Origin of the sequence: Tianweitania populi, from assembly GCF_014652875.1 — a bacterium.
In the GTDB taxonomy this organism is placed as follows: domain Bacteria; phylum Pseudomonadota; class Alphaproteobacteria; order Rhizobiales; family Rhizobiaceae; genus Tianweitania; species Tianweitania populi.
Genome location: NZ_BMZQ01000005.1, coordinates 78,395 through 91,331, shown reverse-complemented (window position 1 = coordinate 91,331; position 12,937 = coordinate 78,395). Strand labels below are relative to the sequence as shown.

Genomic DNA, 12,937 nt, shown 5'->3' with positions numbered 1-12,937 from the left:
CGAAAAAAGGGGAGGACGCTTGCGCCCTCCCCTTTCGTTTTGTCAGCCTTCGTTCGTCAGCCTTGGGCCGCCTGCCGCCGCAGCAGCATGCCAAAAAGGTCCCGAGGCTCGTCCGGATCGGCCAACAGGTCGAGATTGTCGAAGAAGGCGGTGCCGGCGATCTTATCGCGGACATAGCGCAGCGCCGAGAAGTCCTCGGTGGCAAAGCCGACGCTGTCGAACAGCGTGATCTGCCGATCGGACCGGCGGCCCTGCGCATTGCCGACGATGACGTCCCACAACTCCGTAACCGCATGATCGGCCGGCAGTTGCTGGATCTCGCCTTCGATGCGCGTTTGCGGCGGAAACTCCACGAAGATGTCCGAGCGCAGCAGGATGTCGCGATGCAGCTCCGTCTTGCCCGGGCAATCGCCGCCGACCGCGTTGATGTGCAGACCCGCGCCGATCATGTTGTCGGTGAGGATCGTGGCGTTCTGCTTGTCAGCCGTGACGGTGGTGACGATATCAGCGCCTTCCACCGCCTGTTCGGCGGAAGAACAGGCCTCGATGTGGAACCCGAAGCGTTCCAGATTGGTCTTGCAGCGCTGCGTGGCGGACGGGTCGAGGTCGTAGAGGCGCAGATTGTCGATGCCGAGCAGCGCCTTGAAGGCCAGCGCCTGGAACTCGCTTTGCGCGCCATTGCCGATGATCGCCATCCGCCGCGAACCGTTCGGCGCCAGATATTTTGCAGCAACGGCGGACGTCGCCGCCGTGCGCAGCGCGGTCAGGATGGTCATTTCGGACAACAGGAGCGGATAGCCGGTATCCACATCAGCGAGCACGCCGAAAGCCGTTACGGTCTGGCGGCCCGTCTTGGTGTTCTTGGGGTGACCGTTGACATATTTGAAGCCGTACAACCGGCCGTCGCTCGCCGGCATCAGCTCGATCACGCCGTCGATCGAATGCGCCGCCACGCGGGCGACCTTGTCGAAGCTTTCCCAGCGGCGGAAATCTTCCTCGATGTAAGCGGCGAGTTCGGTAAGGAAGGTTTCGGTTCCCGTGGCAAGCACGAGATCCATCATCTTCTCGACGCTGACGAAGGGAACGAGGTTCAGATTTTCGAGCGCAGGCATCAATAGCTCCTGGTTGGACGGTCCAAGACCCGGCGACCCATCAGGCTGGCGGTCAGGTCGACCATCAGCCGTGCGGTACGGCCGCGCACATCGAGGAAGGGATTGAGTTCAACGAGATCGAGGCTGGAAACGAGTCCGCTGTCATGCAGCATCTCCATCACGAGGTGCGCTTCGCGGAAGGTGGCGCCGCCGGGCACCGTGGTGCCGACCGCCGGTGCGATGTCCGGCTCGAGGAAGTCCACGTCCAGGCTGACATGAAGCAGACCATTGGCCGCTTCCACCCGCTCGATGAACTGGCGCAAAGGCGCGGCGATGCCGTGCTCATCGATGGAGCGCATATCGACCACGGTGATCGGGCTGTCAGCGAGGGCGGCGCGTTCGGCCGGATCCACGCTGCGAATGCCGATCATGCAGACATTGGCGGGGTCAACCGGATGCGCGTTCGGCGGGAAATAGTCGGCGAAGCCGGGACGGCCGGTCAGATAGGCCATCGGCACGCCGTGCAGATTGCCGCTGTCGGTGGTTTCCAGCGTGTGGAAATCGGTATGGGCATCAAGCCACAGCACGAACAGTGGTCGGCTCTGTTCCGCTGCACGCCGCGCAACACCGGCGACGGTGCCGGCCGATAGCGCATGATCGCCGCCGAGGAAAATCGGCATGCCATCAGCGCTTTGGCGATAAGCGACATCCGTCAGAACCTCGGTCCAGCCGGCAATTTCCGGCAGATGATGAACAGCGGAATTGGGGTGCGTCTTTGCTTCCGTGTGCGGCAGCGTGACATTGCCGAGGTCGGTGACCTCATGGCCGAGCTCGGCCAGAACTTCCACGAGACCGGCCGTGCGATACGCGCTCGGCCCCATCTCGCAACCCCGATGGGAATTACCGTCCTGAAGCGGGACGCCTATTAATCTGCAACGCATACGTGATCTCCTATGCCCCGCAATAGGCCATGGGTGATCGGCAGTTCGAATAGATTGATTTGTCAGATTACATAGTTAAACCTATCATTTTGGCAGCTTCAACAAACGATATGGCATGGATGCGCTCAATCAGCGACTGATCACCCTTTTGCGCCACAATGCGCGGCGCAGCATTTCCGATCTGGCAAGCGAACTTGGCGTATCGCGCGCCACGGCGCGGGCGCGGGTGGAAAACCTGGAAAAGAGCGGCAGCATTGTCGGCTACACGGTGATCCTGCGCGCCGACACCGTCGATCTGCCGGTGCGCGGCATCATGATGATCGAGATCGAAGGCCGCGTCACCGAGCGCGTCATCTCGGCGCTCGGCGGCTTTCTCGAAATTTCGGAGATCCACACGACCAACGGCCGCTGGGACCTGATCGTGGAACTTAGCGCGGCGACGCTCGCCGACTTCGACAATGTGCTGCGTCGCATCCGCTTGTTGCCTGGCATCATCGCCAGCGAAACCAACCTGCTCCTCGCGACACCGCGCAGCACGAAAGCGCGGCTTTGAACTAGCGCCGGCTCAGCGCGGGCTCGCAACCGCCGGCGTCCGCACTGAACTCCGCCGCCCTGCTGCCGAGGTCGCCATGACCGCCAGCACAGCCAAGGGAAACATCGCGCCAATCCAGCCGAGATCGCCTGGCGTACCGTATCGCAAAACGAGGCCGCCGGTCAGCGCACCCGCGGCGATGCCGAGGTAAAGGGCGGACGCATTCAGCGAAAGCAGCAGCGGCGCGCTGGTCGGTGCGAGTCCAACCAGCCGGCTGGATTGCGCGGGCGCGAAGGCCCAGCCGGATGCTCCCCACAGAAGCATCAGCACGAAGAAGCTCGGTGTGATTGCCGGTGCTGGCAGATAAGGCACAAGCGACAGGCAGGCGAGCAGAAACCCGTTCAACACCACGGCTCCGGCAACCGTCCTCCGCGCTCCGATCCGGTCGGCAAGCTGCCCGCCGACGGGATTGCCGAGCGCTGCCCCGATCCCAAAAGTCAGCAGAACGGCAGGCACCAGCTCGCGCGACAATCCGATGGAACCGGTTGTGATCACCGCGAGATAGATGACGACGGTGAAAGCACCCGCCATATACAGCAAGGTCATCAGCAAGGCTGACGGAACGCCGGGGATTGTCACAGCCGAAACGCGCTCGCGCAGCGACAGCTGCGTTCCGCGCAAACCTTTCGGCAGCATGATCCAGATGGCGACAGCAGCGATTACCGCAAAGGCGGTTACCAGCGCATAATTGCCCCGCCATCCGACCGTCCCAGCCACGAAGGCACCCAAGGGCGCGCCGAACGCCACCGCCATCGTCGTGCCGCCAACGATCACGGAAATCGCACGGCCGCGATGATCGGGCTTGGAGATTGCCACGCCGGTCGCCTGCGCCGTTGCCGTATAAAGACCGGCGCAGAACGCCATCAGCACGCGCCCCGCCATCAGTTCAAGATAGCTGTCGGCCAGCCCCGCCCAGGCCGCGCAGCCGGCAAACAGCAAAGCGGTCACCGTCAAGATGAGCCGCCGATCCGCCGTTCCCGTCAGCGCAGCCAGCACCGGCGCCCCGAAGGCATTGGCGAGCGAGAAGGCGATCACGAGATAGCCGGCCTTCGTCACCGACACATGCGTGGCATCCGCGATCTGCGGCAGGATGCTGGAAATGGCGAAGCTTTCAACGCCGATCGCGAAAGTGCCCACCGCGAGCCAGATTAGCCGTATGTCCACGATCATTCCTTTGTTCAATGATCGTTGGACAATTGAACATCAGCCTGAACCTGTCAAGCGGATGTTCAAGACTTATTGAACTAAGCTTCGCGACACGCTATGTCTCCCCCATGAGCCTTCCCCATCCCGATCCCGATCAAATCTTCCTTCCCAACGTTCTCGCAGCCCTGGGCGACGAAACCCGCCTGGCGATCATCGGCTGTCTGGCGCGGACGGAAGCGGCGGAAGGTCTGGTCTGCGGGCAGTTTGCACCGCTTACCTCCAAGACCAACCTGACCTACCACGTCGGAAAGCTGCGCGAAGCGGGCGTCATCAACGTGCGGATTGAAGGCACAAAGCGCCGGGTGTCGCTGCGGCGCGAGGATCTGGACAACCGCTTTCCCGGGGTCCTCGACAGCATCATCGCGACCGCAATCAATCTTCCGTCCGTTGAAACCGTGCTTTTGGATCTCGAAACTCAAAACGCCGCGACCTGACAAAAGAAAAGCCCCGGCCGAAGCCAGGGCATGTTTCCATTCGTTAGATCATCCTGCGGAGCATCGCTCCGACCGGCGTGTCACCAGGTGGAGCTGATCTTGAACAGCGCCTTGCGGCCTTCGCCGTAAGAGCAAACCAGTTCGCCCTGGCAGCCCGACACGAACTTCTCGTCGAACAGGTTGGACACCGTGACGTCCGCGCTCCAATTGTCCTTGGTGTAACCAATGCGCGCATCGGCCAGCGTCACGTCCGGCACTTTCAGTGTGTTGGCGCGGTCGGCATAGGACGAGCCCACGAAGCGCACGCCGCCACCTAAGCTAAGGCCCGTCAGCGCGCCTTGCGTGAAGGTGTAGTCCACAAAGGCAGAAGCCTGGGTTTCCGGGATCAAGAACGGCTGATTGCCGACGATCGTCGCATCGGTGTCCTTGGTGACTTCCAGATCCATCGTCGTGAAGGCCGCGGTCAGGCGCCAGTTGTCGTTCAGGTTGACCTTGCCTTCCAGCTCGATGCCGCGCGAGCGGATTTCGCCGGTCTGAACCTGGGCGAAGATGTTCGTTGGATCGGTGGTCGGCACATTCTGACGCGTCAGGTCAAACAGAGCGACTGTGAACAGGCCGTCGAAGCTTGTCGGCTTGTACTTCACGCCGACTTCATACTGCTCGCCCGTTTCCGGCTTGAACAGCGCGCCGTCCCCGGTCGTGCCGATCACCGGGTTGAAGAAGCTCGCAACGCTGGCATAAGGCACGATGCCGTTCTCAAACTCGTAGGCCAGGCCCGCGCGGCCCGTCCACTCGCCGCTGTCACGCTCCGCATCTTCGGTGAGGCCGTAGAAGTTCGGGCGATTTTCCGTTTCGGTCCAGACATGGTCGTAACGGCCGTTCAGCGTCGCCAGCCAGCCGCCGCCGAAGCGGATCTGGTCCTGCGCATAAAAGCCGACCTGCTGCTGCGTTAGATCCTGGTTGATGTAGGACACCGGACCGCTTGGCTGCGGCACGCCATAGATCGGATCGAATGCGCTGATCGGCGTCGTGGTGCCGAATAAGGCCGACGACTGAATCTGGTCGATGTTGAAGCGCTTGTACTCGAAGCCGCCGAGCAGCGTATGATCGAGTTCACCGGTCTTCACCGCGCCTTCGATCTGGTTGTCGATCAGCTGCGAGTTGATGTCCGTGTCGTGGCTGAAGTTGACGCGGGCGAGCTCGCCGGCCGCGAGATCGGCGTAACCGTTCGGATAGAGATACGCTTCCTCGATGCTGGCAACGCCGATCCGCGCATTCTGGCGGAAGGTCCAGTTGTTGTCGAAGGTATGCGCGAATTCATAGCCGATCGAGGCCTGCTGGCGATCGTAATCGTCAATGTCCGGCTCGGTAAAATTGGCGTCGCGGCTGATCTTGCCATAAGGCGCGTCCACCACGGTGCCGACATAAGGCAGGAAGGTGCCGCCGCTGTGAGTGAGATCCATGTGGGTGTAATTGGCCAGCACCGTCAGGCTGGTTGCCGCATCTGGCGACCAGGTGATGCTTGGCGAAATCACGCCACGGAACTGTTCCTCGAAATCCGTGTAGCCGTTGCCGCCAAACAAGCGGCCGACGAGGCGATAATCCACCGCTTCGCTGAACGAGCCGCCGGCGTCGAAGCCGACATAGCCCGTGCCGTTCGTGTCGATGCCGGCTTCGATCGTCTTGAAGGTCTCGCCATTCGGACGCTTCGACACGTAGTTGACGATGCCACCCGGATTGCTCGAACCGTAGATCGCCGATGCCGGCCCCTTCAGGGTCTCGATGCGCTCCAGCAGGAAGCTGTCGATGAAGTAAGCGCCGAACGCGTAGCTCTGTAGCTGCAATCCGTCCTGATAGGTGCCGGTCTGCGTGGCGTCAAAGCCGCGGATGTAGATCCAGTTCGTATCGCTGTCGGCGCCGAATGGCTGCGTGAAAACGCCAGCCGTATAGCGCAGGGCTTCATCGACCTTCTGCGCGCCGCGATCGTCGATTTCCTCGCGACCCAGAACTGATACGGCCTGCGGGATCTCCTCGATCGGCGTGTCGGTCTTGGAACCCGTGCGGGTTTCGTCCGCGACATAGCCTTCAACCGCCGAGGTGCCCGTACCGTTGCCGGCGCCGCCTTCGCCCTGAACCACAACGGTTTCAAGCTGCACCGCCTGCGACCAAGCCGGCGTTGCAGCCAAAACCGAAGCAAGTGCGACGAAGCTGGCGCCAGTCAGCCACCGACGTGAAAGCATGTGAGATCCCCTGCGAAGCGATGATGCTGCAACCACTAGGCGAGATTACATGAGGCGACTAGTCCAGTTTAAATGCCTATCCATCAATGTCATCGCCGCGTGACCCGAAAGCAACAAATGACAGGCTCATGACAGAAGCCGCACTTGGAGTGGTCAATCATCAGCGACCTGAATCTTTGACGGCGGATCGATTCAAAGAACGCGTTGGACGCGAGTCCTTCCAGAAGCGACTCTTCCGCCATGACAGACCTCGACAACCAAGCCTTGCACCTCAACCGCGTCGATCCCACACGCAACATGCGGCGCTTCTATCAGCTGACGATCCAGCCGACCTTGTTTGGCGAAGTATCGCTGGTCCGAAATTGGGGCAGGATCGGCACGTGCGGGCAATCCATGATGCAGACTTTCGACAATCCCCAAGCTGCGCGTACCGTGTTTGCCAAACTGGAGCGTGTCAAGCGCGGCCGGGGCTACACGAAGTAACGACAGTCTGTTGCTGAAAGCTCGGGATGCAAAAGGAGGTGCTAGCGCATAGCTAGGAACCAAACGTCCCCGGAGTTCTCATCCATGAAAAAGCTCGGCTTCCTGTCCTTCGGCCATTGGTCCCCCTCTCAGCATTCGCAGACGCGTTCTGCCAGCGATGTTCTCCTGCAGAGCATTGACCTCGCCGTTGCTGCCGAAGAGCTTGGGCTGGACGGCGCGTACTTCCGCGTTCATCACTTTGCGCGCCAGCTTTCCGCCCCCTTCCCACTGCTGGCAGCCGTCGGTGCCCGCACCAGCCGCATCGAGATCGGCACGGGCGTCATCGACATGCGCTACGAGAACCCGCTCTACATGGCCGAAGATGCCGGTGCGGCCGATCTCATCGCCGGCGGACGCCTGCAGCTCGGCATCAGCCGCGGCTCGCCCGAACAGGTGATCGAAGGCTGGCGCTATTTCGGTTACGCGCCGCCAGAAGGCAAAAGCGATGCCGACATGGCGCGCAATGCCGCCGAGATCTTCCTGGAGGTCCTGAAGGGCCAGGGCTTCGCACAGCCCAACCCGCGCCCGATGTTCCCCAACCCGCCCGGCCTGCTGCGGCTGGAACCGCATGCACCCGGTCTGCGCGAGCGCATCTGGTGGGGCGCCGGCTCCGATGCGACCGCCGTTTGGGCCGCCAAAATGGGCATGAACCTGCAAAGCTCGACGCTGAAGGATGATGAAACCGGCGAACCGTTCCACATCCAGCAGGCCAAGCAGATCCGCGCCTATCGCGAAGCCTGGAAGGAAGCCGGCCACGAAAGAACGCCGCGCGTTTCCGTCAGCCGCAGCATCTTCGCGCTCGTGGATGATCGCGACCGGGCCTATTTCGGCCATGACGGCAAGAGCCAGGACCAGATCGGCATGATCGACGAAAACACCCGCGCCATCTTCGGCCGCTCCTTTGCCGCCGAGCCGGACGTGCTCGTCAAGCAATTGGCTGAGGATGAAGCCATCCGCGAAGCCGATACGCTGCTTCTGACGGTGCCGAACCAGCTTGGCGTCGATTATAATGTGCATGCGATCGAGTCGATTCTGACCCATGTCGCTCCAGCGCTTGGGTGGCGCTGAGCCGCTCACTTCAGCAGCGGCCAGCACTTCCAAGCGGCCGCTGCAAGAGATCGAGTGCTCATGCCCTTCCGCTTCGTTCACACAGCCGACATCCATCTGGATTCGCCGCTACGCTCGCTCAGCCTGCGCAACCCGGATCTGGCAGCCCTGATCGGCGATGCTACCCGCCAGGCGCTGGCTTCCATCGTCGATCTGTGTTTGGACGAACAGGTCGATGCCCTGATCATCGCCGGCGATCTCTACGACGGCGACCAGACCTCCATGAAGACGGCCCGCTTCCTGGCGAGCCAGATGGAGCGCCTGCATCAAGCGGGAATCGCCGTTTACAAGATCCGCGGTAATCACGACGCCTTGTCGAAGATTACTGATCAGTTGATGCTTCCGCCTTCGGTTAAGGTCTTCAATGGACGTGGCGAGACGGTCGATGTGCGCCATGGCAATTTGGATGTCGCAGTCCACGGGATCAGCTTCAAACAAGCGCATGCGCCTGAAAGCCTGCTATCGAAGTACCGCCGTCCCGCCCCCGACACAGTCAATATCGGCATCATGCATACCAGCCTGGCCGGCGCACCGGGCCATGATCTTTATGCGCCAATTCCGGTCGCTGACCTGCATGACTGGGGCTTCGATTACTGGGCGCTTGGTCATATTCACACGCGCAGCCAACATGCCGGGGACCGTACCGTCATCATGCCGGGCATGCCGCAAGGGCGCGACATCAACGAAGCCGGCGAAAAGACCGTCACCCTCGTCACGATCGGTGACGACAAGAGCATCACGGTCGAAGAGCGCCCTACCAGCATCGCCCAATTCGAGCGCATTTCCGTCGACCTTTCATCCGCAACGGATTGGCGTGCGGCAATCGAGCAGATCGAGCAAGCGGTAGCGGCGGTGCGCGACACCACCCGCGCCGATCATCTCGTCGGCCGCCTGATGCTGTCAGGTCAAACGCCTTTGTCTTGGGCGCTGCGCCGTGATCGCGACCTGCTCATGACCGAGATCGAGCAGCGCATCGAAGGCATGAACAAGACTTGGATCGAGAAGATCGAGCTTGCCACCTCCGCCCCATCAGCAACCGCACCGGTCACCGGCACCGCCGATCCTGTCGCGGAACTTGGCGCGCTGATGAAGACCGACATCATGCATCAGGACGCCGTGCGCGAAGACATCCGCAACCTCGTGACGGAGCTGCGCGACGATCTTCCGGCCGAAGCCCGCTCCTTCAGCGGCAAGGATGAACAGGAGTTCGAGGCCCTGATCGACCGGCTTTTGGCCGACGGAAGCGAGGACATCTTGGCTCGCCTCCGCCTGGCCGGCATGGGAGCCGATTGATGCGCCTGCGCCGCCTCGATCTCACCCGCTATGGCAAGTTCACGGATTACGCCATCGACTTCGGCGCGCATGAGCCCGGCGCGCCAGACTTCCACATCATCTATGGCCTGAACGAAGCGGGCAAATCGACCTCGCTATCCGGCTTCCTCGATCTGCTGTTCGGCATCGAGGAGCGCACCCGCTACGGCTTCCTTCACCAGAACAAGGCGATGGAAGTCGGCGGGTGTTTGGAGTTCGACGGCAGGAGCCATGAGCTCAAGCGCCTGAAGCAGCGAAGCAATTCGCTCATCAACGCGCAAGGCCAGCCGGTCAACGAAGCGCTCCTCAGCGCGCCCTTGGCGGGGCTCAGCCGCGACGCCTACCGCACCATGTTTTCGCTTGATGACGAAACGCTGGAAAGCGGCGGCAACGCCATCCTCGAAAGCGAGGGCGATCTCGGCGAGCTCCTGTTTTCCGCCAGCGCCGGCTTGGCCGGCATCAGTGCGGCGCTCGAAAAAACCGCGCAGGAAGCGGACACGATCTTCCGCAAGCGCGCCAGCACCACCGACATTGCAGTGCTGAAGCGCCGCATCGCCGACCTGAAAACCCGCCGCGACGAGATCGACACCCAGGCCTCCGCCTTCACCGCCTTGGTTGCTGCCCTCAAACAGGCCGAGGCTGCATATGACGAGGCTATGCGCGACAAGGGTGCAGCCCGCGCCCGCCACGAAGACATCGCCCGCCTCCTGCGCGCCGTCCCGCTTGGGCGAGATCATGCACGCCTGTTGGACGCGCTACAAGATTTCCGCGACCTTCCGCAGCCGCCCGCCCATTGGAGCGCCGAGCTCCCCTTCCTGATGAAGGAAGAAGCCACACTGCAAACCCGCCTCAACGGCCTGGAAGACCGCGCGGAAGTGGCGCGGCAGGAACTCGAAGACCTCGCCGTCGACGAGCAACTTCTGGCTCTTGCCGATCAGCTCAACCAACTCGCCGACGCCGCCGCCCGCTACAGCACGGCCGAGGAAGACTTGCCCAAGCGCCGCAAGGAGCTGGCCGATCGCGACCTGCAGATCACGCTCATCACCCGGACGCTCGGCGCAGCTCCGGAGGTCGGACCCGAAACGCTGCTCGTTCCCGCAGCCACCATCGGCACCCTGCGCGAGCTGATCGCTTCCCGCTCCGGCATCGACGTTGCGCTTGAAGCCGCAACCCGCGAGCAGGAAGCCGCGGCTGCCGCCTTGCAGGAGGCACGTCAGTCTCAGGATGAAGAGGCGACGATCAAAAACCCGCTCTCGCCATCCCTCGCTGCCCAACTGCAAGCCGCCCTCGCCCGCCTGCGCCAAAGCGATCTTCTCGCACAACTCCGCCTCGCCGAGCGCAACCTGCCGTCAGCGCAGTCCCGCTTGGACAACGCACTTGCCCTACTGGCTCCCTGGATAGGCGATGGTCGCACCCTGCGGGGCCTGAACCTGCCGGACGGATCGCAGATCGAGGCATGGCGTTCGAAACTCGCCACCCTCGAAAAGCGCCAAGCCGACTATGCGGAGAAGATCCGCGACCTCACCACCCGGCGTCAGGATCACGCGACACGGATGGAGGTCATTCGCGCCAACACCGGGGCCATCACCGATGAAGATCTAGCCGCCGTCCTTACCTTACGTGAGGACGCTTGGCAGACCCACCTGAGCGCCTTCGATCAAGCAACCGCCGCTTCGTTCGAAACCCGCATGCGGAGGGTCGATGATTTCGCCCAGAAGCGCCTCGAACATGCCGCTGATCTCGCCGATCTGCGCTCCCATATCGCCGAAATAGCCCTTGCTGACACCGCTATATCTCGCAATGGCGACCTTCTGCGGGAGACCGACGGAGCGCTCCACGCGCTGCGAGATGAAGTCCGCGACGCCATCCCAATCGAGCTTGATCTTCCCGCGAAGCAACCCCTCGCAACCTTGTTGTCTCAGCTCGAACGCTGGCTGAAAAACCGCGCAGACGCCCTTTCCGCCTTTGACGATCTGCAGGACGTCCAAGCCTCCGTCACAACGGCAAGAACCGAGTTGGAGCGGGAACAACAGGGCCTTCGTTCCCTTCTCTCCACCGCAGCCGAAGCCGACGATCTCCCTCTCCCGGCCCTCATCCAGCTGGCCGAAACAACGCTCACAAACAGCCTCGCCGATCAAACCCGCCGCGCCACGGCAGGCAAAAGGCTGAAGGAAATAGAAGGCGAATTGTCCATCCGCAACAAGGGCTTGGACAAGGCCAGGCTTGCTGCCGAAAGCTGGGACGAGCGTTGGCAATCAGCCTTGCAAGCCACCTGGTTTATTGATCGGCGAGACAGCCCCGGCGCCGTGCGTGAAATCCTCGACGCCTTGACCGACCTACCGGCCACACTACGCAGCCGTGCCGACATCCAGCACCGCATCGCCGCCATGGAAGCCGATCGTAGCGCCTTCGCAAAACGCGTTTCCGACATCCATACAGCACTTGACGAAAGCTTCGACACTGGTTCTCCGCTGAAGGCCGCAAGGCAGCTCGTCCAGCGCTTCGAAGAAGCCAAGACACTACTCGCCCGCCACCGCGAAAAAGAACGCGACCTCACCCGCCTCCAGGACGAGCGCTCCGCCCTCAATGAAGACCTCGCACTTCACCTCGCGCGAAAGGCTGAACTCACGACCTTCTTCGAGGTCGAAACCCTGCAAGATGTCTCGGCAGCGCTTGATCACTGCTCGGAGCGAAGCCGCCGCGTGGATCAACAGCGTAAGCTTGAAGGCCAGATTCTTGCCGAACTGCAAGCAACGACGCTCGACGCAGCGCTCGGCACGCTCGCCGATCTCGACCTAGCCGAGCTTCAGCGCGAGCAGGCGGAACTCACTGCCCGCCTGGACGATCTCGATGAGCGCGGCAAGCATCTCTTTGCCGACAAAACCCGCGCCTCCGACAGGCTGGCAGCCGTCGGCGGCGATGATGCGGTGGCCCGCATTGAAAGCGAACGCAAGACGGTTCTCCTTCAAATTGAGGATCTTGCGCTACGCTTCCTGCGTCTGCGAACGGGCGGGCTTTTGGCCGACCATGCAATCCGGGCCTATCGCGACAAACATCGCAGCGCCATGATGAACCGCGCGTCCGAAGCCTTCCGCATCATGACGCGGGACGATTACACAGGCCTCGCGACCCGGCCTGAGAAAAGCGGCGAAGTGCTGATCGGCCTATCGCGAACCGGCGGTTCCAAGCTTGCGACCGACATGTCCAAAGGCACGCGCTTCCAGCTCTACCTGGCCCTGCGTCTAGCAGGCTACGAAGAGTTCGCCAGCGCCCGCCCCGCCGTGCCTTTCGTTGCCGACGACATCATGGAAACCTTCGACGAACCCCGCTCGGAAGAGGTCTTCCGCCTGTTCGGTGAAATGGCGTCCAAGGGCCAGGTGATCTACCTAACCCACCACCGCCACCTCTGCGACATCGCCGCCGAGATTGTGCCCAGCGTTCGGGTTCATGAGTTGGCTTGAAGCTAGAAGAACGGCATGACTTGTAATCTGCG

Annotated in this window: 10 protein-coding genes; 6 read left to right on the top strand and 4 right to left on the bottom strand. The window is 62.1% G+C overall.

Features of this window, described 5'->3' with window-relative positions; translation table 11 throughout:
• Positions 1–56 precede the first annotated feature (56 nt).
• Both IE166_RS18895 and rocF read right to left on the bottom strand, forming a co-directional pair.
• Positions 57–1,112 (bottom strand): ornithine cyclodeaminase, encoded by a 1,056-nt coding sequence (locus IE166_RS18895; RefSeq protein WP_189507037.1) that lies wholly within the window; start codon positions 1,110–1,112, stop codon positions 57–59.
• Positions 1,112–2,032: an arginase gene (rocF, locus tag IE166_RS18890; protein WP_189507035.1), complete on the bottom strand. Its 921-nt coding sequence runs from the start codon at positions 2,030–2,032 to the stop codon at positions 1,112–1,114. Before rocF ends, IE166_RS18895 begins: the two co-directional genes overlap by 1 nt.
• A gap of 115 nt (positions 2,033–2,147) precedes the next feature.
• Between rocF and IE166_RS18885 the strand changes: the two genes are divergently transcribed.
• On the top strand, positions 2,148–2,585 hold the full coding sequence (locus IE166_RS18885; RefSeq protein WP_189507033.1) for an Lrp/AsnC family transcriptional regulator: 438 nt from the start codon (positions 2,148–2,150) through the stop codon (positions 2,583–2,585).
• A 12-nt stretch (positions 2,586–2,597) separates the two neighbouring features.
• On the opposite strand, the gene IE166_RS18880 is transcribed toward IE166_RS18885, so the two are convergent.
• Entirely contained in the window at positions 2,598–3,788 is a 1,191-nt protein-coding gene (locus IE166_RS18880; RefSeq protein ID WP_189507031.1) for an MFS transporter, read from the bottom strand.
• Positions 3,789–3,898: 110 nt separating this feature from the next.
• Between IE166_RS18880 and IE166_RS18875 the strand changes: the two genes are divergently transcribed.
• Entirely contained in the window at positions 3,899–4,264 is a 366-nt protein-coding gene (locus IE166_RS18875) for an ArsR/SmtB family transcription factor (protein ID WP_189507240.1), read from the top strand.
• 80 nt (positions 4,265–4,344) lie between these two features.
• Here the strand turns inward: IE166_RS18875 and IE166_RS18870 are convergent, their stop codons facing one another.
• A complete protein-coding gene (locus tag IE166_RS18870) occupies positions 4,345–6,504 on the bottom strand; it encodes a TonB-dependent siderophore receptor (RefSeq protein ID WP_189507029.1) in 2,160 nt (719 codons plus the stop codon).
• Positions 6,505–6,744: 240 nt separating this feature from the next.
• Here IE166_RS18870 and IE166_RS18865 point away from each other — a divergent pair, with 240 nt between their 5' ends.
• The 4 genes from IE166_RS18865 to IE166_RS18850 all read left to right on the top strand — a co-directional run bounded on the left by IE166_RS18865 (position 6,745) and on the right by IE166_RS18850 (position 12,905).
• Positions 6,745–6,987: a WGR domain-containing protein gene (locus IE166_RS18865; RefSeq protein ID WP_189507027.1), complete on the top strand. Its 243-nt coding sequence runs from the start codon at positions 6,745–6,747 to the stop codon at positions 6,985–6,987.
• 84 nt (positions 6,988–7,071) lie between these two features.
• Positions 7,072–8,094, top strand: a complete 1,023-nt coding sequence (locus IE166_RS18860) for an LLM class flavin-dependent oxidoreductase (RefSeq protein WP_189507025.1) — start codon at positions 7,072–7,074, stop codon at positions 8,092–8,094.
• A gap of 60 nt (positions 8,095–8,154) precedes the next feature.
• Positions 8,155–9,426, top strand: a complete 1,272-nt coding sequence (locus tag IE166_RS18855; protein ID WP_189507023.1) for a metallophosphoesterase family protein — start codon at positions 8,155–8,157, stop codon at positions 9,424–9,426.
• Positions 9,426–12,905, top strand: coding sequence for an AAA family ATPase (locus IE166_RS18850; RefSeq protein ID WP_189507022.1), 3,480 nt, complete (start codon positions 9,426–9,428; stop codon positions 12,903–12,905). The genes IE166_RS18855 and IE166_RS18850 overlap by 1 nt, the downstream gene beginning before the upstream one ends.
• The last annotated feature ends 32 nt before the right edge of the window (positions 12,906–12,937 follow it).

Excerpts from the sequence above, each read along its gene's own strand:
- rocF (WP_189507035.1), bottom strand. The coding sequence starts at position 2,032 with ATGCGTTGCAGATTAATAGGCGTCCCGCTTCAGGACGGTAATTCCCAT.
- IE166_RS18855 (WP_189507023.1), top strand. The coding sequence starts at position 8,155 with ATGCCCTTCCGCTTCGTTCACACAGCCGACATCCATCTGGATTCGCCG.
- IE166_RS18860 (WP_189507025.1), top strand. The coding sequence starts at position 7,072 with ATGAAAAAGCTCGGCTTCCTGTCCTTCGGCCATTGGTCCCCCTCTCAG.
- IE166_RS18865 (WP_189507027.1), top strand. The coding sequence starts at position 6,745 with ATGACAGACCTCGACAACCAAGCCTTGCACCTCAACCGCGTCGATCCC.
- IE166_RS18895 (WP_189507037.1), bottom strand. The coding sequence starts at position 1,112 with ATGCCTGCGCTCGAAAATCTGAACCTCGTTCCCTTCGTCAGCGTCGAG.
- IE166_RS18850 (WP_189507022.1), top strand. The coding sequence starts at position 9,426 with ATGCGCCTGCGCCGCCTCGATCTCACCCGCTATGGCAAGTTCACGGAT.
- IE166_RS18870 (WP_189507029.1), bottom strand. The coding sequence starts at position 6,504 with ATGCTTTCACGTCGGTGGCTGACTGGCGCCAGCTTCGTCGCACTTGCT.
- IE166_RS18875 (WP_189507240.1), top strand. The coding sequence starts at position 3,899 with ATGAGCCTTCCCCATCCCGATCCCGATCAAATCTTCCTTCCCAACGTT.
- IE166_RS18885 (WP_189507033.1), top strand. The coding sequence starts at position 2,148 with ATGGATGCGCTCAATCAGCGACTGATCACCCTTTTGCGCCACAATGCG.